Raw genomic sequence first — 20,648 nt, forward strand, 5'->3', positions numbered from 1 at the left:
GTAGACAAATGAAAAAACACATATATACCTTACTACTGATTTGTGGTTTTATAACGATCATAAATGCACAGAGTACAGCTCCATTTGGTCCAGTGAATTGTGATACGTATTATTACGATTTAGACCGTGATGGTTTTGGAGGACAGACCATGTATACAGGAAGCGCAGAAGTGACTCCTGAATTTAGAGAACTTAATAAGCTAGTTTGTAATAGCAGTGACTGTGATGATAGTAATCCGCAAATAAACCCAAATACCAATTGGGCAATACTAATTGATAGTGATGGCGATGGTTTTTATGTAATTGGAAGCGTAGAGAAAACCTGCGTGCCAAGTGATCCCAATGCAGTGCTTATTGGAGAGAATGCTATCCTTGAAAACTTTTCGTACTTACAACTTGATTGTGATGATACCAATGGAAGTTTGAAACAATCAACACTTTATTATGAGGATATCGATGGTGATGGTTTTGGAGATATTGAATCTGTGATTTTATCTTGTTCAGGAAGTATACCAACCGGTTATGTAGTAAATGCTGGCGATAGTTGTCCTGATGTGTCGGGAGATTATAATGGCTGTCCTGATGTTACTACTGTAGAGGGAATCAATCAAAATAAAAATTATGTCCATAGCATCAGCTATCAAAGACCAGTACATTTAATAGAGTTATCAAATCTAGCAGCGAAAGATAAGATAGAACAGGTGACGTATTTTGATGGTATGGGACGCGCTCAAATGCAAGTGGCTATTGGACAATCACCAAAAGATGGAAGAGATATCAAAACAATTATCTCTTATGATAGTTATGGACGCGCAAATACAGGCTTCTTACCGTATGTAGGTACACAAAGAGGTGGTGGTTTTGTAAATAAACAAGTAGGAGGAGCTCCCAATACAGATGCTGAGATCAATGCAGAAATTAAAGAACAACAACAGTTTTATCACAATAAATATCCAGAGGATGTACAAAGCTTTACCACCAGCAATGGAGGACTAACTATGTTAAATAATCTGGAGAACATTCCTGAAGAGTTATTGGATGATATTGCAAATAACACCCCAGAGACAGGATTGTTATATCCGTCCTACACAACCAATACCTATGATGAAATAGATAGACCTATCCAAACGGCAGCCCCTGGAAAAGACTGGTCGTTGGATTTTAATCATACCATTAAGATGGAATATGATTTAAATGATGAAACTATTGACGGGGTAAAACGTTACGATGTATCACATCCAGCTAATGCGCCAGAGGATATTGTACTATCAGAAGGGCAACCGTACTCTACGGGAACGTTATATAAGAGTATTACCAAGGATGAAAACTGGCAACCAAACCAGCAGTATGCTACTGATCATACTACGGAAGAATTTAAAAATAAATCTGGTCAGGTAGTTTTAAAGCGTACCTATAATGGAACACAAGAATTAAATACCTATTACATCTATGATGACTTTGGAAATCTAACCTATGTATTGCCTCCAATGGCTTCAGCACAGCCAGATATCAATTCGAATAATACGCTTGAAAAGTTCTGTTATCAGTACAAGTACGACCATAGAAATCGATTGATTGAGAAAAAAATTCCAGCCAAAGGATGGGAATACATTGTCTATGACAAACTAGATCGTCCAGTGCTTACCCAAGATGTAAATCTAAGAGGAAGCAATACATGGCTATTTACCAAATACGATGCCTTAGGAAGGGTGGTTTACACAGGAAAGTATATCGACAATACCAATATCACTAGAGTGAGCTTACAAAACATTGCTTCATCTAATACTAACTTGTATGAGACTAAAAGTAATACAGTTTCTACACTGGTAGGAGATACTTATATTTTCTATAGCAATAGTGTATTTCCAAATATCGGATTAGAAGTATTAACAGTGAACTATTATGATAATTACTTTTGGGATGTAGGAACTTCTTTTGAAGCAAATTATAACCTTAACAATAATGATGGAGTCACCACTACAGGAATTGAACAAAAGAAATCAACGGGACTGACAGGTTCATGGACAAATTCAGGATTTGCTACTGAAGGAGCAATTTATGGCGATGGATACATTCAATATACTATAAAAGGAACAGAGAATCAGCGTGTAATGGTTGGACTCTCTCATGAAGCAACCGCTGGACCAATTCATTATAGTTCCATCAACTATCGTATCTATACAGGATATGGAACCGATGGTCGTATTCGTGTCTATAAAGACGGGAACTTAGAATCTTTTCCGAATACCTATTGTGTTATTGGAGATACCTTTAGAGTAGAACGCTCTGGGAATCAGATTCTATTTAAAAAGAATGGAGAAACCTTTCATGCAGTAACAACGGATTATACTGGAACACTTGTTGGAGATGCATGCTTCTATGATCCTGACACTGCTATTGAAAACGTATATATTGGATATTCCGTAATGGGACAAACCTTTACACAAAACGTAAAAGGATTGGCAACAGGAAGTAAAGTACGCGTATTAGATACGGGTGATTGGATTACAACGGTATCGTATTATGATGAAAAAGGACGAGCAATTCATACAGCGTCTCACAACACCTATTTAGACACGAATGAAGCAGTAAGTAGTTTGTTAGATTTCACCGGAAAAGTACTCAAATCAAATATGACACATAAGCAAATAAGCAATGATCCTGTAGTAACCAACGATGAATATATTTATGATACCAATAACAGATTGTTGTATCAAACCAAACAAATCAATAATGAGGACAAAGAGCTTATTGCTAGAAATCATTATGATGAACTTGGACAATTAGTTCAAAAGCAAGTTGGAAGTAGTTTGCCTGAGATTAGTAGTTATGAGAATGTAAATAACATTACCCAAGACAAAGACAAGCTTACCAAAACATCTGCTAATGGATGGGATAGTGGAGTCAATACAACTACAACCATTATGGGTGATGGATACCTAAGCTATATGCTACCTCAATCCACTAAAACGATGATGGTTGGACTCTCTGATGTAGTAGGTGATGATAGCTATCAGAGTATTAAATATGCCATCTATACCACATCTGTTGGAGGGATTCATATTCGAGAGAATGGAACTACACTTTGGAATGTCTCCACCTATGTAGGAGGTGATACTTTTAAAATAGAGCGTCGAGGAAGTACAATCTATTATCTAAAGAATAATGAGATCTTCTATATCTCAAACTCAGTGGATAATGGAACAGCACTGCTTGGTGATGTAGCCATGTTCCACAATGATGGAAATATCAAGGATTTAGTACTTATCGATCTTGAAAAAGAGCTACAAGAGGTAGATTATACTTATAACGTACGCGGTTGGCTTAAAGGTATTAATGATGTAAAAAATCAGGGAGACGATCTCTTTAGTTTTGCCTTAAAGTACAACGACACCAGTGATCCAACCAAACAGTTATTCAATGGAAATATCTCTAGCACATTATGGAAAACCAAAGGGCAAGATAGCTCACTAAAAGATTATGTTTATGGCTATGATCCGCTGAATAGAATCATTAGTGGTATGGACAATACTGGAAACTACAACTTAGACGAAGTGGAGTATGATATGAATGGGAACATCAAACGTTTACAACGTAGTGGACACAGAAATGAGGCTTTTACTGATTTTGGAGTCATGGATCAATTGGTATATGAGTACAATGGAAACCAATTAGAAAAAGTAACGGATGCTACGAGTATCGACTTTGGATTTAAAGATGGAACTAATACAGGCGATGATTACAGTTATGATGCCAATGGAAACATGGTGGAAGATAAAAATAAAGGGATTACTAGCATCACTTACAATCATTTAAATCTTCCGACACAAATTACATTTGATAATGGGAGTACAATTACGTACTTTTACGATGCAGCAGGTATAAAGCAACAGAAAATTGTAAATGACCAGAGTAATGAAAGTCAACAAGACACGTATTACGCTGGAAATTACATTTACAAAAAATCAAATGCACAAACCGCTGCTGCACTTACGTTCTTTAACAGTGAAGAAGGCTATATAGAGCCGCAATTTGATCCAAATAAGCCAACAAAGATAACTGGTTTTAACTATACGTATCAGTACAAAGACCATTTAGGAAACATTCGACTTTCCTATGAAGACATTGATGGAAATGGAGTTATCAAAGCAGATACAGAAATCAAGGAAGAGAATCATTATTATCCTTTTGGACTCAAACATAAAGGGTATAATAACCAGATTACTGGAAGAGATCATCAGTATGAATTTGCAGGAGAAGAGCTTGAAGAAGATTTAGGAAAAAATACAGTTGCATATCAATGGAGAGATTATGATCCTGCAATCGCTCGTTTTAACAAAATTGATAGATTTTCTGAAAAGTATACTGATTTAACTCCATATCACTTCTCTGCCAATAGTCCTTTGTATTTTAAAGAAATTAAAGGAGATAGTATTAGGCTAGTTTTTGATAACGATAGAACAAAAATAAAATACGAGACAGAGGTTAATAAAGGTACTGGAGGTTTTTATGAAGTGCAAATTGACTCTGACGGAAAAGTTACTGGCTTAAAAGCAACAGACAAAGAAGGGGAAATGACAGAAGAGCAAAAAGCATTTTATGAACTATATAAAAATGTTGCTGATAGTGAACATGCTGTAGAAATGAAAGTATGGGGAAGGTCTGTTGATGTTAATGTTGGAAGCTGGGCTCTTAGTAAAATAGATATGTCAGATATCCAAGCATTTGATGAAGCGGGAGAAGGAGGTTCTACCAGTGCTGGTGCTCTTATTCATGAAACTGTAGAGCAACATGAAAAAATTAAAAATGGTTTTAGACCCGGAGAATTAGCAACAGAAGGTTATGCTCCTGCACATGAAATAGCCATACAGGCAGAAAATAGAGTAAATGGAAATGTTAGAAATGGTAATGAGTATACTGAAAAAGATGGAACCGTAACTGTGCAGAGAATAATTCCAAATACATTAACAGGTAAAAATAAAGTTACAAAGAAGAAAAAGAAAAAATCATAAACAATGAAAAAATCAAGTTTAATATTACTATTAATAACCTCAATATTTTTTATTGGATGCGAAAGAAAAGAGTCTAAAAACTGTAATGAAAATATAGAGTTTAAAGATGCATTTATGTCTAGTGTTTCTAAAATAGAAGAATACACTTCTGGGAAGGGAACAAGAAAAGATTTTGATAATAGTTTAAAATTTTTGTCTAAATATGTGAAAGTTTCTTTTGAAGATATGATGAATTATTCAAATGAATATACCAATATTAATGTATTCAAAAAAGATAAAGAAAATTGGTTAAAATGGTATGAAGAACAAAAATGTAATTATATCAAATTTCAATAAAACTAATTCTATAACTATTTTTTAGAAAAAAAACCGCTCACAATAGATTTGTGGGCGGTTTTGCTTTTCAGCATATTCAGTTATTTTATCCAAAGTTTTTCACTCTTCTCAAGTAAGTGCTCTGTTAAACCCGTCTTGTGGGTAATGGTACAGATTAGTTGATTAACTAATTTAAAACTATAATTAATTGTAAAACAGTAAATTATAAATAGATTTATACTGTAAAAGGATGAACATTATGTTCATCCTTTTCTTTTTTAACGCATTTAAAGGTTTTAAAATGCGTTTTTTTCATCTTAGTGGTTCAAATTAGTTGATGGAAAAATATGAAGTGTAAAAAGTGTAAAGGTCTAGCAGTTAAAAATGGCAAACAATCAAGCGGTAAGCAAAGTTATTATTGTAAGGCTTGTAAGCACAGTTTTCAAAGAAGCTATAATTATAATGCTTACAAAATTGATACGAATAAAAATATTTATCAGTTGCTAAGAGAAAGTGTTGGTGTTACTGCAACTTCTCGTCTACTTTCTATATCAAAGACTACGATCATTAAACGCATAAAACAGATGGGTTGTTTGATAACAAAACCGTTATTTAATGAACATCATCAATACTATGAACTTGATGAAATGCGAGTAGTAGTTGGCTATAAATTAAATGAAGCTTGGATTACCTATGCAATCAATAGATACACCAAAAAAATCATCAACTTTATTGTAGGTAGAAGAACCAAGCGAAATATTTCTGTAATTACAAAATCAGTGCTTCAACTCTACCCGAAAATGATATTTACTGACCGATTAAAAACATATAAAAGCTTAATTCCCAAAACTCAACATGACACGAGAAAGAAAAATACAACAGTCATTGAAAGACACAATTTAACCTTACGCACACACCTAAAACGTCTCTCAAGAAGAACAATTTGTTTTAGTAAAACCTTTGAGATGCTAGAAGCGACCTTAAAACTCTATCTTTGGGGTTATCAATTAAAGTTTTGAGAAATATTCTATACTTTGTTGATCATATCAAGTAACGCTCTTTTATTTCCTTTGTAACTTTTGTTGAGTAAATTATTCTCATATTCATAATAGTTAATCATCGCTTTTTTGTAGCCAATAATAATTTTTTCACTTATAGGGTTTTCTGAAAATGCAAAAAAGATAATATGAGCATCAGGAGAATTAATACTCGATGGAAATTTACTGTGTTTTATCCAATCAGTAAATGCTTTTATATCGGTATCATTGAAATTAGTAGTAGTGACAAATTTTTTAAAAGTCATTATATAAATATGAATTATTTCAAAAATACAGAATTGTATTAAAAAAAACACCTCCATCTTTCAGGAAGTGCTTAAAATATTTAATTGTTATTTGAGCCACAACTCGTAGCTCTTCTCATAACCTATCCAATTGTTGTTCATATCAAAACCACGATTGGCAAGTTCCCAACGAATCATTAGCTTGAGCGGAATTTTTGTATGAAGAATAAACCTAAGTAATTCGCCATTCATTGTGGAAAACACACCACGCAGTTCTTCCCACATGCCCACATAATCTTCATCCATACCAATCATTTTCAAATGTTCGTATGAAATATTGGAATAATCTTGTGGTAATTTTTCAAATGTTTCCCCTTTAAAAGTTGGATGATTCTTTGGTACAACCAAATAATCTCCACGACTACTTTGAATCACACCAAATTGTGAGCCTTCTACTCGATGACTAAAATTTAGCCAAATAGCATGATCAATCGCTTTTGTTAGACTTGGATGTCTGGGGAGTTTGTTTTCCATTAGCTTTTGGTTTTTGTGGTTCTGTTTTTACAGTTTTCACTTCCTTTCTTTTTTCAAGAATCTCTTTACTCCAATTATAGGTTACATAGCTAATGACAAACATATCATCAGCGATAACATTTAGGAGTTCTTCATTTTCCATTTCTACTAGGTTGTATTCTTTCGGAATACTTCCGTTGTAAATAGAAGTGATGATTTCAATGAGTTCTTTTCGTTTGAAGTATTTAATCAACAGGGAAGTGACTTCTAGTGTATTATTTTCAGTACTTGATCTTCTCTTTAAAATTCCTGAGAAGATTTTTAATAATGATTTTTTTGTATCATCCATAATGTTTAAATTTTTAATTGTGTTTGTGGAATATTATTTTAGGTTAAATACACAGGAATGATCCTAAGATATTTTTCATCATGCATCGCTAACTTTTTAACTGTAGCTAGAGAAGACTTAGCATCTTCAACCGATACATAGTATTTCTGATTATTGAAGTTTATGAGTTCCTTGGTATGTAACTCTGGATTGATATACGCGAGAATAAATACCATAATCATATTGCTTTGTATCGTTCCAAGATGTGAACTTCATCTTTTTGAAATGTTCCATTTTCAACACCAGAGTGCATCATTTCAAATGCGTCTTCTACGGTTTCAAAGAAACGTTTGGGAGGACTATCAACTTCATACACATTTTCTTGGGACACACTAACATCATAGATACCATATACTCTAGTAATTTTTCCTGCTTTTTGTTGCAAAGACATATAATTGCTGATGTCATACTCATCCCATATGATAATATCTTTTTGACCTAGATAATGTGTTTGATGTCCTAATTGTTCCAAGGTATTGTAAACACCACGAGGATTAATATGATCATGAGTAGATAGTTCTTGCTCCCACTGATTTATGTAGTGACGAAGAATATATAACTCATCATCAATGACTTCCAAGAGTTCTTTATGACTTGCTGTGTCTAAGTCTTCTACTTGTTGCAATCCAATATCTCCAAACATGAAGTCAAGGATTTTCAAAAGTTCCTCACGCGAGAAGAAATTTTCAAAGAAGGAACTCATTTGCGGATGCTTTTTCTCTGTAAGCTGTTGTTCGTAACAAGACAAAAAATGTCTTAGTACCGTTTGCGTTGTAATATTCATTTGTAAAAAGTTTTAAAAGTTTGTGATTTAGTTTTCTTTTACTTCGCAGTGATTCATAATCGTTGCGAGTAAATAGTTGTAATCTTTCGATTTCGCTTCTTCAATGACAGCATCAATTTCTTCACGAGTCCAGCCTTCTTTTTTGGCTTGTGAGCCAAAGAGTCCCATGATGACATAGGCGTTTCCGTCTTTTCCGACAAGGTCTAAGTTGACCGTTTTGTTTACGATTTTTTTCATGTGTTATGTAATTTTAGTGAGTAAATCTTTGAATGGTACTTCTTTGAAGTAGAGATCGCGTTCAATGGTCAGTCCAAATGGGCGTTGTATTGCTTCCATTTCATCAATAGAGAAATATCCCCATTCATCGAATGCTAATCCTGTAACATAGCCATAGCAGATGCTTGTTTCAGGATCATATTCAGTTGCGTACCATGTTCCTGATCCAGCAGGATCAAAGAATTTGGCAATAACAAGAGGATCTTTCTTTTGCGGACCAACTTCTTTGAATCGCTTTTGTAATTCATCATTGATGAGTTTCATAGATATTAAATTTTAAAGGTTTGTATTTGTTTTTTAGATTGCGTAGTTTGCTACGAGTACCTCAGTCTTTCGAGGTCTGGTTTCTCCTGCTTGTGCTTTTTTGGCAGAAAGAGGCTTATCAAAAGATTTGATGTGCCAACCGTTTTTCTTGATGTATTCTTGGAGTATTTCTGATGGATACGAGGAAAGCAGAAACTTTCCTTTTACACTCTTAAGAGTGTTTAATAAATTCTTGTAATCAACTTCAGTGTATCCGTCATAGTGACCTTGATTACTATTAATGTATGGCGGATCAACATAATGGAACGCATCTTCAGTGTCACGAGAAGTAATTACCTGACAGGCATCATGTGATTCAATTTGAGTGTTCTCCAATCGCTTTACAATGTCATCAGTAAACTTGATTTTCTTTTGCTTAAATGCTTTTACCTGACTAGCACAGCGAGAATATCCAAATGATCCAACTTTTGAAGCAAATCCTAATTGGGTTGCGATGTAAAATGCCCAAGCGATCTGCAATTTTGAAAACAGATGTGGCATTCGATAAATGGTAAGTGCTACTTTATAACTTGCACGTGAAAAGGGTGTTGCTTCAATTTTTTGTTTAAGGTTGTCAAAGTCTGTTTTACAGACTTCATAGAAAGTCACAATAATGTTATTGCTGTCATTTATAATTTCAGACTCGGCAGGCTCTTTGGCAAAGAATACCGCTCCACCACCGAAGAAGCTTTCAGTATATATTTTATGAGGATGAATCAATGGAAGAATATGTTTGAGCATATTGATCTTACCACCGTAGTAGGATATAGGAGTTTTAAGTTTTGACATATACAGGACAATGGGATTAGAGAAATAATGAAGTCTGTATAAATCTTTTTAAATTGTTGAAGTGTCGTTATAAAATCGTATCTGCACTAAAGGGAACTGATGGTTTGCCATCAATCATTAATCTTAGGTATATAGAATAGTTGGCTAGGGAAGTGAAGTCAGTAGTACTAAAGACAGGATAAAATTCTTTTGCCATTAAGTTGGCATCCGTAATTCCAAGTCTGAAGCATACAATCGTTCCCACGTTTCCAAGCACACTATTACGTACTTCAATATTTAATTGATGGAGAAATTGGTTGGCGAGAATAAGTCCAATTTTGAACTTACGAATCTGCGCAAGCATTTCAGAGATAAGTTCGGTACTCGATAAAATTTGAAACTCATCGATATATAAAAAATAGGGAACTCGCTGATGCTCTGGAATATCAATTCGAGAGAAACAAGCAGATGCTAGGGAAGTCAGAAGTAATCCGCCAAGAATATTGGCAACATCGCTTCCAACGTGTCCTTTAGCCAGATTGATAATCAAAATTTGATTTGTATCTATGATTTTTCTAAGCGAAATCTGTTCATCATTTTCAACAAGAACTTTTTTGATGATTCGATGCGATAGTAATGCACCAATCTTATTCATAATTGGAAGCAGATCATTCGGTTTATACTTTGGAAATTCTTTCTCCCAAAAGAGGAGAATCTCCTCAGATGAAATATGTGTAAGGCATGAGTTTCGATATGACGTATCATGCATGATTCTTAAAATATCAGACAAATTTGCTTTTGGTTGTTCCAAGAGAGAAAGTAAAATCATTCTTAGAATGTGTTCCATTTTCATTCCCCAAGCTGACTTCCAATTACGCTTAAATATTTCTAAAATATTAGATACAACAAGGGAACGTTTTGCAGCACTTACTTTCCTTAGCGGATTATATCCAAACGGTATTTCAGGATCAGTCACATCAAAATAGATAAGTTTCCGATCTGGAAAACGATCTTGAATGTTTGCTACAATTTCAGTTGAAGCATCTCCGTGCAAGTCCAAAAATGTAAATCCACGCCTAGCTTCTACATCTTGCATCATCAGTACTTTTAATAGTGTCGTTTTACCACTTCCACTTTTGCCAAAGCAATAAAAATGTAACATTCTATCTGCCTGTCTGATGCCAAATAATTTTCCATCACTTCTAAAATTAGTTCTTGCGAAATAGCTGATATCGTTCAAATTATTGAAAAAGAACATGGCTTTATGGCTAGTAAATGAATAAGGATATTGAGTTGTATTTGTCAATTTTCATGGACAAAAAAAGGAACTACTTGCTTTTTTTAAATGCTATGGTAATTTTTAGAAATGCTTGAAGATATTTTTTGCGTGCTAACTTATACCTATTATATCATATTTAGACGTATCAAAAATCTTTGGCTAATCATCGTAAGGGGAGCATACAGTCCTTGCAAAAAAATCATTTATGAAATACACTATTACAAGCTATTTTAATACAAACAAAATTCCGTTGGGCGAAAGCCTCGTTATTACTTTTTTGTGATAACTAAAACGACAGCGGCGAGTTTTTTCATTTTTTCTAATTTTTGAATTGGAAATATGAAAGACCCGCTCAGATCGTTTTTGGCGGGTCTTTTATGTTTTATGAATATTCAAAAATCTATAGCGACTTATTTAAACTGGAAAAGTGGTCACACCAAACACAGTTATGTTCCTTACAAACGTCAATTAAAACTATTTGCTGAATACCTAGAAAATCGTGGAATAACAGTATTAAATATGATTACCAATGACCATATCATTGCTTACCATAACTATATGGAAGAAACTGGATATAAAGATGCTACTATCGCATATTCCGCTAGAATCCTTAGAAACTATTTTTGGTTTTGGAAGGGAAGAAAAGAGACTAGCGTAATCAATGAAGAAATTAAACCTCCAAAATTTATAAATACTGAAAAAGATGTTGTTACAGAGGAAGACTTTGAACAATTAACGATGGTACTTGATGATCGTTATGCAGAAGATTTAGTTAAGAAATTAGTGCTACATCTTTTATGGGATACTGGAATGCGAGTGAGTGAACTCTTAGATATCAAACTTACTGATATTAGCAAACAAGGGAAGCAAGGACTTAGAACTGCCAGAGTTAGAACTCGAAAATCTATGCGATATAATTTAGTTGTTTGGGGAGCAGACACCAACGTATTACTTAATAACTACTTGGGAATTCGCTTATGTATGAATACCGATAGTAAATACTTACTGATCAATCCAAAAACAAAAGAACGATATACTCCAAGAAGCATTCAACGTTGGATAAAACAAATCACAGAGATGACTCTGATTGACAAGAACATTACTCCGCATAGTTTCAGACATGGAAAGGCTAATAATATTTTAGAACAAGGCGGAAATATGAGAGATGTATCAGCATTACTTAGACATGTATCTCCAACATCAAGTTTTCATTACTTACAGTTATGTGAAAAGCGTTATAAGGAAACCGCAGGACGTTTTCTTAAAACCGCAGTATAAATTAAAAACAATCCGGAGCAGATTGTTTTTTGTTTGTAGCTAGTGTATAATCCATGATAAGTACCTTTAACTAGTAAGTATAGTTTATGAACTTAAATGTTTTATTACAAATTAATGCTTTGTATTAAAATAGCTAAACTTAGTATCAGATGCCAATGCCCTCAAGTAGGGTATAAAAATTTACCATTGTAACGTCGTAAAATATATGGTATACGATACGTATGTCGCATAACCTTAGAAGGGTTTTACGACATACATACATCTAAATTCATAGATTATATTGGAGCAATCCTAAGGTTACTGGTACATTAAAATTTAATTTATAATGTCAAAATTTTATAATGTAGTAGTTAAAAAAGTAATTCCTGATAGTAAGGAAAAAGCTATTTATCACAAAGTAGGAACGGTAAAAATCACCAAAAATGGCGGTTGGTTTTTACAGATGTATCATCAGCCAAATACGGAGTTTATGATCTTTCCAAATCATAATGAAACCTTACCAGTAATTGAATTTACCGATCATGAAGCTTAACAATACTACCGCAGTTCCGAATGCCTTTTTTGATAAGCAAATGACTGAATTAAGCGGTTCTGCAATTCGCGTGTATTTAAAAATTATTCGTAATACCATTGGTTGGCGTGATCCAAGTGGACGTATTAAAGGACGTGATTGGATTGCTCATTCTCAATTTGAAAAAACAGGAATTTCCAATCGTAGTGTCACAAGCGCTATTGAAGAACTCCTTCAAAAAGAACTTATTACCGTTACGGATTATGTTGGCAATTCACTCAACAACCCTATAGAGCGTAAAAAAGCTAAAAGAGTCTACTACTCCATTGTAGTGGATAACCTTGAAAAAATTGCACTCCAGACCGAAAAAAACGACCAAAACAAACCGCAAGAATTGCGGACTACAAAAGAAAACTTTTTACAAAATTACAACGCAGAAAATGCAAGTCCAGACCAAAGAAGAATTAAAGAAATACTAGAGCAGGAACGGCGCAAGCAAATTCAAAGAGATTGCTGGGTATAATTTATTTTTTGGAGCGTGTAATTTCCCTAAAGGAAATTATAAGGGCTATCTGTTAATAATTGATCTATTTGGCTATTGTATTAAAGATTTCAAGTTGATGCTTTATATTTTTGTTTAAAAAATCACTATCTAGAATATTAACTATATCAAATATTGAAATACCATAATCTAAGTATGCACTGATGATCAATTGTGATTTCAATTTTACTTCATTAATGTTTATCTTTTCTAACTCATCTCCCTTTAAACGTAATAAATAATCGATTAATAAAGACCAAGATGCAACATCTGATTTGTTAGTATTCATAAGAACATCTAAATTATCAAATAAGAGCTTTTCTGTTTTTTCTTTATATTCAGGATAATTGTCTTTTACTTTATAACAAGCTAAGCAGAACTGAACAGATGTTCGTAAGTCAGGTACTTGATTTAATCCTAATGGAATGCCAATGCGGTTTTCTTCCCATATACTGATTAGTTTAGGAAAAAGAAGTTTGATAATTTCATTTAGTTCTTTTTCAGAGTTATAATGATCTAAAAGTCCGTCAAGAATATCTACTGTAAAACAATACTTTCTGTCATCATTACTAGAGATAAACCACCAATTTGAATTGTTAATAAGATTTTGTGACAACCAATTTAAACCAAATTTCCAAAATTTATCGAGAAATAAATCAGACTTATCATATTCAATATTATCTAATAAATTTGCTTTCTCAAAAGCTTTTAAAGTATTTAAAACATAGGCAGTTGTTAGTGGATCAGCATTCTGATCAATATTTGGAGGTTCTGCAGACCAAGACCAAGAATTAGTCATTTGATTAATAACATAAATGATACTCTCTAAAGCTAAGTTTAAAGATTTTCCATGTTTTAATAAAAACAAAGCACCTGTAGCTGTATGGCGAGTGTGTATTCTAATTCCAGTTTCTGGCACATAACCCGAACCTATATCTTTTTTCATACCAATACCACCATTTTTGGAAGATCTTCGATTTAATAAGTAATTTTTGAAGTCAAGAAAAAATGACTCAAACTCGTTTATTTCAAATTTATCTAAAACATTCATAACCCAAAGACTAACAGTAACACTACCGGGGTCTTTGTGTCCATAACTTTGAGATGATGATGCTAACGATCGACCCCATACCCCTATCGGAAATCTATCTAATATCAATAATAAAAGAGCGTCTTCAATAATCCTTTCAATATTGTTTTTAGAATATATTTCAGAACAAGTTTTGAAAATGGATTTTAGATTTGATAATTGATCATAGATAAGATCTTCTTTCTTATTCAAAGATAATGTCCAATTTTTAGTTGAAATTTTAATTGGTGAAATACTTAAATTTTTAGTTAGTGAAGACTCTTGAAGTTCTTTAATCAATTTATTACATTTTATTTTATCCTCTACTGATAATCCAGTATTTGGAATTGGTATAAAACATTTAAAGAAATTCTTTAAATACAAAATATTATGATTTTGCATCTGATCAGTCCCATTAGATGAAGAGCAAAAAAAGAATGCTAGGAAAGAGCGTAAGGTTCTAACAGGAAAGATTCCCAAACGAATTTCGTTATTTAATTTATCATCATCAATATTAGCATTAATAACAAATTTTCTGTATTTCTTTATTGAATTATGCGGATTAGCTTTAAATACTTTTCTTCTGATTTGATTTTCTTTTTCTTCAAAAGATTTGATCTCAGTTCTAATAGCTAAGCCAATGTTAATATTACGATTGGTGGGCACAAGATTTTGAATAAATTCTTCATATTTCCCATCAATAACCTTAAAGAGTTTTTCACTAGCCATATATAAAAATACAATTTCTCAACTAATTATTTCACTGTTTCGACTGCTGATTCGACATCAAACAGATGATTATTGAAAAGAGCTATTATTTTAAGGGAATTCGATCATTAATTTAATTTCTAACTGTCTGATTCGCTCACTGTTTCCATTGATACTCTCTGCTTTGTTTTAAATATTTGCTACATATAAATAAATGTTCATTTTCATGTTGTAAAATCAACTCCTGTTTCAGTAAAGCGTTATAAAAAAAGTCCCATCCAAAATGAATGGGACACCCATCTGTAATAGACAGGGCTGATTTCCTTAATCTCACCTAAGGAAAGTATCAACTAATCTTAAAGTTGCTGTAACAACTATTTAAGATCTAAGTGTACTATACAAGTAATATATGTATATGTACAGTCATTGATACTGTACCTAAGTGACTTTGTGGATAACTGAAAGTTAACCTAAAAAAGTTACAGAATATGAAAAACAAAAAATCAGGTGTAAAAGATGAACACCGTAAAAAATCACAGCAGTACTTAACTGCGATAAAAGAGATGATAAAAACACCATCTCTTCGAAGACTGGGTTTCGAGAAACTACAAATTATCGATCACGAAAGCCTTCCAAAAGACCTTCACGTACAATACTTGTACATACGTTGCAGATACCACATTTTTGAATTTGAATACACATTCAATATCGAGCATCTTGAATTTGCGAACGATTGCACAGATGAAATGGTTGCACTAGCAAAAGAGAATGATGTACCATTAAAAGCTAAAAAAGTATTTCGTTCGTGCCAGAGTGAAATACTTGTTATCGCTCCACATGAAAAAAGTAGATACACGAAAGTACTTCCACGGGCGCGCCTTGTATCTCACCAATATTTCGCGAAAGCGATTTAAAGACAATCGGCAATTTGAGTGGCTCTATATGGAGTTGACCAAATAAAACTTTTAACAGCACCTCTGTAACAGGAGGTGCTTATTCCACCACATAATTTACAACAAACGCATCGTAAAAAATCCATTTGGTAACACAACCAAACAGGATAGATAAATCACACACGTATTTCAATCACATCAATTCTATGAAAACACAAAAGACAAGATCGCCAGTAGATCATAAACAAACTGCTAACAAAAGACAGTTGAACCTAAACCATCTTTTAAAAGAATGGTGGAAAAACAATCACAACAATAACTTAAAATCATAATCGTATGAAAAACAAAAATCACAGCGCCAACATCGTGTACACCAACAGCAAAGCGGATAAGCTACTGGCTGTTGAAATCCCTATTGCTACAAAAGATATTGTGATACATTCACAGGACTTAGCAGTAAAAGAACTTCCTAAGCTGAAAGATTCGCTCAAAATGTACTTACCTATGATTGTTGCACCATTTCAGGCAATCCTTGAAAATGTACATCAGCTTATCGGTGCAAAACGCGCCGTAGCAGATAAAGAAGCAATTGAAGAACAGTACGCAAAGGAGCAGCAACTGCTGACGGATAAATGTAATGATCTTAGCGAAGACCTTCGGGTAGCCAAGAAAAAAGAACGCGAATACAATAGCAACTTAGGACATGAAATTCGTAACTGGCATATTGCACTGTTCTTCTTGGTGTTGCTTTCCTTTACAGAGATTCTGTTAAATTACAAGATTTTTTTATTGATCTCCAGCACAAGTATTGGAGCATTAATATCAAGCTTGGGTCTGGCTATTTCGTTCTTCATTATTGCGCATATTTTCCCAACGATTTTAAGATATTTTGAAAGACGTTGGGTCAAATGGTGCGTGGGACTTGGCATTATTTCATTTGTTTCTGGTCTGCTCTATAGTTTTTCAAAGCTTCGTCTGAGTTACACGCAAACGATGAATGATGGTACTACTGATAATGTTTCAGAGTTTAATTTTCTCATCATCAATTTGACGCTGTTTCTCTCTGGAGTTGCACTGACGCTCATCTACAAGCCTACGAAAAAAACGTTCTCAGATTACTATAAGCATAAGCGCATCGGGAATCAGATTAAAAACCTGAATAGGGAATACAAAGAAGCAGAAAAGCGACTGATGACACTCGAGCAGGAAAAAGGTGAAAAACTCAGCAAACTTGACGGCGTACTGCTGATGGCACACCACTACGAGCAAGTCATCTCTGCCGCCTATCTCAAAGCATTTGCACTGTGGTGCAACGAGAACCTTATTACGCGCAAGGATAAAGTTCAACCGCAGGCATTCTTAGAAACTCCTACGCCACTGACTACCTATTTTGATAAGGTAGAATTTCAAACAAATACATCACATCAATCTTCAAACCATTAAAAACACCTCCTATGAAAACAACATATCTATTACTGATAACACTTCTAAGTATCGCTTTTACAAATTGCACCGATAGCATTACGCCAAAGATGCATTTTCTCACATTTGCTATTGATCAAACAGAAGGTATTCCTTTCTCGTTATCATACGATCAGGTATTGCAACCAATGCAGGATGTACCCCTTCATGATGGCATTGAACTGTCCATTATCACAATTACGGATTTTCACTACGCTGATAAATATAGCCTGATTACAGGTACTGGAGAAATAGGTTGGTTTGCTAATGATCATGAACGGTTACTAGAGCGAAAGAAACTCTTTGCTTCGTTTAGAGAAGCACTCACACCGTTTTATACCGATACTACGCGCACCAATCGCTCCGATATTTATCGCGTAGTGATTAAAGAAGTGAATGAACTGGCACAAAAGTCAGGAAGCAAAACACTCATTATTGATTCCAATTTACAGGAGCATAGCTTCTTTTCAGTCTACAACAAGACGCATCTGCATCAATTGTTTCATAACCTTGATGCCGTAGTAAAACGTTTTGAATCAGCGCACGTACCGCATGATGATCTCTCAGGGATTACCGTCATTATTGCGCAGAGTCCAACACCAGAAGATCAAAAACTGTTCACTCAACTTTTAAGACTCTACAAAAATATTTTGGAACCGCGTGGCGCAACGCTACAGGTAGGTATGGATAGGCATATTCATATTAACTAATATCAGTATGAACGATTCATTATTCCTTCGTTTTGTAAAAGCAGTCTTCGGACTGCTTTGGAAACTGTTCTTAAACCTGCTATATCTAGCAGGGCGAATACTAGAAGTATGCATTACCGCACTGAATAATCTATTAAAAAACTACATCTAAAAATGAAACAGATTTATCCTATTATAGAAAATGGCTTTGAGATACTGGTAAATGGTTTGGAAGATGTACTAACGTATCTGAATCCAAATAAACACCGACTCAAAGGACAGTTTATGCGAGCAGGGAAGATTCTCTCTTCCAGAAACAAAGGCTTTAATCTCAACGGGAAAAGCATTACACCTAAACTCTCCATGCAGGGTGTACTTATCAATGGAGAAACAGGCAGTTTCAAAACCGCAGGTGTTGTGGTGAGAAGTGTCCTAACGGTACAGGGAAGTCAGATCATTCATGACCCATCCAAAGAGCTTTTTGAAAAGACAAGCGGCGCATTAGCTGAAAAAGAATATCATATATTACAATTGGATTTTTCATCTCCTAAGACATCACTGAGATTTAATCCAATGCTTAGAGCTACTAGCAAAAGCCAAATAACCCAGCTAGCGACCAATCTGGTCACCATCGGCTCAGAAGATGAAGCAGACTCGTTTTGGAATACCAAAGCCATAGAAGTACTCTATGTCCTTATTTCAATATTAAAGACCCAAGAAAAGCAGTATCAGACCTTATCAAACGTAGTATATCTCCTTGACATGATGCAATCTACCGAGTACAAAGGACTGGTGGATCAGCTTTTTGCAAAGTATGCCAGCGAAGCACTTTTTGTGAAATATACTTCTGTTACCTCACAATCGGACAACACTTTTTCTTCTATTGTGTCCACGGCACAAAGCGCAGTGCAAATTTTTGCCTTAGATGAAAACATTGCTGAGATTACCTCAAGTGATACCATTGGAGATTTTGATTCCATCCGCAATGAACTCACAGCAATGTACTTGCATTCAAGTACTGCCAAAATGAGGTATTACAGCAAAATTACCAGCATCTTCCTCTCGCAATATTTTGAAAATTTCTTTGAGGATTTGCCAAGTAAGGAGATGCATGATGTGTATTTTCATTTGGATGAAACCCCCATTTTATCAATCAGTTCCTTAGATATTATCGCCAGTAATATTCGAAAATATCGAGGCGCATTGATGTGTGTCTGCCAGAACGCTCAGGCTCAGTTGACTGCAAAATATGGGAAACGTGCGGATGCTATTATCAGTAACCTCAGAACCAAGGTCTATTTATCAGCAGACCTGCAAACTGCTACGGCACTTGAGCGAATCCTTGGTCGTTATGAATTTGAAGACAAGCAGGATAAAGACAAAATGAAATCGCGTGCAGTATTAAACGCTGATGAAATAATGAGTCTACCAACCAACAGGGCACTTATTTTAGTCTCTGGTATGCGCACCATATTTGCACGTGTAAAGCCATATTTCAAAGTAAAGGCATTGCGAGAATTATCAGAACTACCGCCATACGCGTCTAATGCGCATATTGGTACTGACACCATTGCATTATTACCACTTGAAGAACTCTTTCCAAAAACAGACACTGATGAAACCAACTAGTTTTACCTCAGTACATGATTATCTTGATCAACTTTTTAAAGGAGGCAATCCAAGTAAGGAAGACATTATTCTTGCCAAGAAGAACTACTGGCGAGCGTATAACACCGATTTGAAACGTAGGAAGCGATCTGCCTGTCCTACGTTCCAAATCTCCTTTTCCAAAGATGAATTGTTACGCATCAAAGAGAAACTACAACAAGGACAATCAGTATCAAAATACATTTATCAGCTGGTAAAACAGCATATTGAATCGCACACTATTCTGCCATCAAAAGTAAATACTGCTGTTATTGAACAGCAACTGTTTTTAATTAGTGAATACCTACGTGAGTTACTCGATTATGAAGATATTGATGCAGAAAAAATCACAGAACTTGAAAACCATATTCAAACCTTAGAAACGGTAATACAAGAATCTTTATGATTATAAAATCCAAAAGTTACAAGCATGACAAAGCCTATACAACAGTAGTAGATTATGTGATGCGAGAATCAGAGCAAGATAATAGTTTTGTCCTAACGCGATTTATCAAAGGAAAGAATCCATCTAATGCTGAAATCTCCAAACAGTTTTTAGAAAATGAAAAGCACCGTGTGAATCCACGAAAGAATAATGTAAAACTGTATATGGAGATTCTCTCGTTCCACGCTCATAATGCGAAAGATTTGACGAATGACAAGCTCAAGAAGATTGCACGTAAATACTTGTCATTACGTAGTCCACACTCGGTAGCACTAGTTACCGTGCATCGAAAGGAAAAAGACCATGTACATCTTCACGTATTATTAAGTGGTACAGAATACAAAACAGGGAAGTCAGTACGTATCTCACGTGATGATTTTAAGCACAAAGTGAAAATCCCAGCAGAGCAGTATGTGCAGAAGAATTTTCCTGAGCTACATCGCTCTGCCATACAGCACGATTCCTCAAAAAAAAAGTACTAACCAA

Annotated in this window: 23 protein-coding genes; 13 read left to right on the forward strand and 10 right to left on the reverse strand. The window is 34.5% G+C overall.

Going from position 1 to position 20,648, the window contains the following annotated elements:
- Window positions 1–8: 8 nt before the first annotated feature.
- The 3 genes from Q0845_RS00275 (at window position 9) to Q0845_RS00285 (ending at window position 6,346) form a co-directional block, all read left to right on the forward strand.
- Window positions 9–5,012 (forward strand): DUF6443 domain-containing protein, encoded by a 5,004-nt coding sequence (locus tag Q0845_RS00275; RefSeq protein ID WP_298507390.1) that lies wholly within the window; start codon window positions 9–11, stop codon window positions 5,010–5,012.
- A gap of 3 nt (window positions 5,013–5,015) precedes the next feature.
- Window positions 5,016–5,348 carry a hypothetical protein gene (locus tag Q0845_RS00280; protein ID WP_298507393.1) on the forward strand — a complete coding sequence of 111 codons (333 nt, stop codon included), beginning with the start codon at window positions 5,016–5,018 and terminating at the stop codon, window positions 5,346–5,348.
- A gap of 326 nt (window positions 5,349–5,674) precedes the next feature.
- The gene (locus Q0845_RS00285) at window positions 5,675–6,346 is read left to right on the forward strand and encodes an IS1 family transposase (protein ID WP_298507396.1); all 672 of its coding nucleotides are present in this window, start codon (window positions 5,675–5,677) and stop codon (window positions 6,344–6,346) included.
- 8 nt (window positions 6,347–6,354) lie between these two features.
- Here the strand turns inward: Q0845_RS00285 and Q0845_RS00290 are convergent, their stop codons facing one another.
- The 9 genes from Q0845_RS00290 to Q0845_RS00330 all read right to left on the reverse strand — a co-directional run bounded on the left by Q0845_RS00290 (window position 6,355) and on the right by Q0845_RS00330 (window position 10,899).
- Window positions 6,355–6,630: a hypothetical protein gene (locus Q0845_RS00290; RefSeq protein WP_298507398.1), complete on the reverse strand. Its 276-nt coding sequence runs from the start codon at window positions 6,628–6,630 to the stop codon at window positions 6,355–6,357.
- A gap of 87 nt (window positions 6,631–6,717) precedes the next feature.
- Window positions 6,718–7,143: a hypothetical protein gene (locus Q0845_RS00295; protein WP_298507401.1), complete on the reverse strand. Its 426-nt coding sequence runs from the start codon at window positions 7,141–7,143 to the stop codon at window positions 6,718–6,720.
- Window positions 7,097–7,471, reverse strand: a complete 375-nt coding sequence (locus Q0845_RS00300) for a hypothetical protein (protein WP_298507403.1) — start codon at window positions 7,469–7,471, stop codon at window positions 7,097–7,099. The genes Q0845_RS00295 and Q0845_RS00300 overlap by 47 nt, the downstream gene beginning before the upstream one ends.
- Before the next feature lie 38 nt (window positions 7,472–7,509).
- Window positions 7,510–7,686, reverse strand: coding sequence for a hypothetical protein (locus tag Q0845_RS00305; RefSeq protein ID WP_298507406.1), 177 nt, complete (start codon window positions 7,684–7,686; stop codon window positions 7,510–7,512).
- Window positions 7,687–7,688: 2 nt separating this feature from the next.
- Window positions 7,689–8,294, reverse strand: a complete 606-nt coding sequence (locus tag Q0845_RS00310; RefSeq protein WP_298507409.1) for a hypothetical protein — start codon at window positions 8,292–8,294, stop codon at window positions 7,689–7,691.
- 27 nt (window positions 8,295–8,321) lie between these two features.
- Complete coding sequence (locus tag Q0845_RS00315; protein WP_298507411.1) at window positions 8,322–8,531, reverse strand: hypothetical protein; 210 nt, start codon at window positions 8,529–8,531, stop codon at window positions 8,322–8,324.
- A 3-nt stretch (window positions 8,532–8,534) separates the two neighbouring features.
- Window positions 8,535–8,834, reverse strand: coding sequence for a DUF2958 domain-containing protein (locus Q0845_RS00320; protein ID WP_298507414.1), 300 nt, complete (start codon window positions 8,832–8,834; stop codon window positions 8,535–8,537).
- A gap of 33 nt (window positions 8,835–8,867) precedes the next feature.
- Complete coding sequence (locus Q0845_RS00325) at window positions 8,868–9,662, reverse strand: DNA adenine methylase (protein ID WP_298507417.1); 795 nt, start codon at window positions 9,660–9,662, stop codon at window positions 8,868–8,870.
- Between the two features lie 67 nt (window positions 9,663–9,729).
- On the reverse strand, window positions 9,730–10,899 hold the full coding sequence (locus Q0845_RS00330) for a type IV secretory system conjugative DNA transfer family protein (RefSeq protein WP_298507420.1): 1,170 nt from the start codon (window positions 10,897–10,899) through the stop codon (window positions 9,730–9,732).
- A 360-nt stretch (window positions 10,900–11,259) separates the two neighbouring features.
- Between Q0845_RS00330 and Q0845_RS00335 the strand changes: the two genes are divergently transcribed.
- The 3 genes from Q0845_RS00335 to Q0845_RS00345 all read left to right on the forward strand — a co-directional run bounded on the left by Q0845_RS00335 (window position 11,260) and on the right by Q0845_RS00345 (window position 13,232).
- Complete coding sequence (locus tag Q0845_RS00335; protein ID WP_298507422.1) at window positions 11,260–12,198, forward strand: tyrosine-type recombinase/integrase; 939 nt, start codon at window positions 11,260–11,262, stop codon at window positions 12,196–12,198.
- A 325-nt stretch (window positions 12,199–12,523) separates the two neighbouring features.
- The gene (locus Q0845_RS00340) at window positions 12,524–12,730 is read left to right on the forward strand and encodes a hypothetical protein (protein WP_298507425.1); all 207 of its coding nucleotides are present in this window, start codon (window positions 12,524–12,526) and stop codon (window positions 12,728–12,730) included.
- Window positions 12,720–13,232, forward strand: coding sequence for a hypothetical protein (locus Q0845_RS00345; protein ID WP_298507427.1), 513 nt, complete (start codon window positions 12,720–12,722; stop codon window positions 13,230–13,232). The genes Q0845_RS00340 and Q0845_RS00345 overlap by 11 nt, the downstream gene beginning before the upstream one ends.
- A gap of 64 nt (window positions 13,233–13,296) precedes the next feature.
- On the opposite strand, the gene Q0845_RS00350 is transcribed toward Q0845_RS00345, so the two are convergent.
- Entirely contained in the window at window positions 13,297–15,048 is a 1,752-nt protein-coding gene (locus Q0845_RS00350) for a hypothetical protein (RefSeq protein ID WP_298507430.1), read from the reverse strand.
- A gap of 467 nt (window positions 15,049–15,515) precedes the next feature.
- On the opposite strand from Q0845_RS00350, the gene Q0845_RS00355 reads away from it, so the two are divergent.
- The 7 genes from Q0845_RS00355 (at window position 15,516) to Q0845_RS00385 (ending at window position 20,644) form a co-directional block, all read left to right on the forward strand.
- Window positions 15,516–15,941 (forward strand): hypothetical protein, encoded by a 426-nt coding sequence (locus tag Q0845_RS00355; RefSeq protein WP_298507433.1) that lies wholly within the window; start codon window positions 15,516–15,518, stop codon window positions 15,939–15,941.
- Window positions 15,942–16,126: 185 nt separating this feature from the next.
- A complete protein-coding gene (locus tag Q0845_RS00360) occupies window positions 16,127–16,252 on the forward strand; it encodes a hypothetical protein (protein ID WP_298507436.1) in 126 nt (41 codons plus the stop codon).
- Between the two features lie 4 nt (window positions 16,253–16,256).
- Window positions 16,257–17,363, forward strand: coding sequence for a hypothetical protein (locus tag Q0845_RS00365; RefSeq protein ID WP_298507438.1), 1,107 nt, complete (start codon window positions 16,257–16,259; stop codon window positions 17,361–17,363).
- Window positions 17,364–17,374: 11 nt separating this feature from the next.
- On the forward strand, window positions 17,375–18,091 hold the full coding sequence (locus tag Q0845_RS00370) for a hypothetical protein (RefSeq protein ID WP_298507440.1): 717 nt from the start codon (window positions 17,375–17,377) through the stop codon (window positions 18,089–18,091).
- A 153-nt stretch (window positions 18,092–18,244) separates the two neighbouring features.
- On the forward strand, window positions 18,245–19,699 hold the full coding sequence (locus Q0845_RS00375; protein WP_298507442.1) for a type IV secretory system conjugative DNA transfer family protein: 1,455 nt from the start codon (window positions 18,245–18,247) through the stop codon (window positions 19,697–19,699).
- Window positions 19,686–20,123, forward strand: a complete 438-nt coding sequence (locus Q0845_RS00380) for a hypothetical protein (protein WP_298507445.1) — start codon at window positions 19,686–19,688, stop codon at window positions 20,121–20,123. The genes Q0845_RS00375 and Q0845_RS00380 overlap by 14 nt, the downstream gene beginning before the upstream one ends.
- A complete protein-coding gene (locus tag Q0845_RS00385; protein ID WP_298507447.1) occupies window positions 20,120–20,644 on the forward strand; it encodes a relaxase/mobilization nuclease domain-containing protein in 525 nt (174 codons plus the stop codon). The genes Q0845_RS00380 and Q0845_RS00385 overlap by 4 nt, the downstream gene beginning before the upstream one ends.
- The last annotated feature ends 4 nt before the right edge of the window (window positions 20,645–20,648 follow it).

This window comes from uncultured Kordia sp., from assembly GCF_947489565.1.
Taxonomy (GTDB): Bacteria; Bacteroidota; Bacteroidia; order Flavobacteriales; family Flavobacteriaceae; genus Kordia.